Origin of the sequence: Variovorax glucosi, assembly GCF_051216695.1 — a bacterium.
GTDB lineage: Bacteria > Pseudomonadota > Gammaproteobacteria > Burkholderiales > Burkholderiaceae_C > Variovorax.
Map to the genome: position 1 here is coordinate 1 of NZ_JBPJZE010000178.1, position 1,266 is coordinate 1,266.

Annotated in this window: 1 protein-coding gene; it reads left to right on the top strand. The window is 69.1% G+C overall.

The window, feature by feature from the left end:
• Positions 1-9: 9 nt before the first annotated feature.
• Positions 10-1,266, top strand: a 1,257-nt coding sequence (locus tag ACSFA3_RS24035; protein WP_475544582.1) for a VirB4 family type IV secretion/conjugal transfer ATPase, incomplete at its 3' end; no start/stop codon positions are given.

The window sequence follows — 1,266 nt, forward strand, 5'->3', positions numbered from 1 at the left end:
GGAGACGCGATGCTGAATCTCGCCGACTACCGAAAGCGGCCGGCGCTGCTGGCCGACTGGCTGCCCTGGGCTGGCCTGGTCGCGCCCGGGGTCGTGCTCAACAAGGATGGATCGCTCCAGCGCACGGCGCGGTTCCGCGGGCCGGACCTGGACAGCGCGACGCAGGGCGAGTTCGTCGCCACCTCGGCGCGTTTGAACAACGCGCTACGGCGGCTCGGCTCGGGCTGGGCGCTGTTCGTGGAGGCCGAGCGCCGCGAGGCGGCCGGCTATCCAGAGTCGTCGTTCCCGGAGCCTCTGTCCTGGCTGGTCGACGAGGAGCGCCGCGCCGCCTTCGAGGAGGACGCCAGCCATTTCGAGAGCTGCTATCACCTGACGCTGCTGTACCTGCCGCCCGAGGAATCGAAGGCGCGCGCCACGGACCTGCTCTACGAGAACGCCGGGACGGAAGACAAGTCGGGATCGGATGCCTCGAACGGATCGGACTGGAGAGGACGGCTGGAAGCTTTCGTCTCCGAGACAGAGCGCTTCCTCGGCCTGCTCGAAGGTGTGATGCCCGAGATCGGCTGGCTTGACGATGCCCAAACGCTGACCCACTTGCACGGCTGCGTGTCCACCCGCCGGCATGCGGTCGCCGTGCCCGAGGTGCCGACGCACCTCGATGCACTGCTGGCCGACGAGCCGCTGACGGGCGGGCTGGCGCCGATGCTCGGCAGCCGTCACCTTCGGGTGCTGTCGGTGCGGGGCTTCCCGACCTCGACCTGGCCGGGCCTGCTCGACGACCTGAACCGCCTGGGCTTCACCTACCGCTGGAGCACGCGCTTCCTGTGCCTGGACAAGGCGGAGGCGGAGAAGGAACTCGTGCGGCTGCGCCGCCAGTGGTTCGCCAAGCGCAAGAACATCGTGGCGCTGCTGCGAGAGACGATCTTCCAGCAGGAGAGCCCGCTGGTCGACTCGGACGCCTCGAACAAAGCAGCCGATGCCGATGCGGCGCTGCAGGAGCTCGGCATCGACCAGGTGGCTTTCGGCTATGTGACCGCCACGGTGACCGTGCTCGACGCCGACGCGGCGGCGGCCGACGAGAAGCTGCGCGCGGTGGAGCGCACGATCCAGGGCCGGGGCTTCGTCACGATCCCCGAGACGCTGAATGCGGTCGAGGCCTGGCTGTCGTCGATCCCGGGCCATGCCTACGCGAATGTGCGCCAGCCCATCGTCTCGACCTTGAACCTCGCGCACATGATGCCGGTGTCGGCCGTGTGGGCAGGCCCC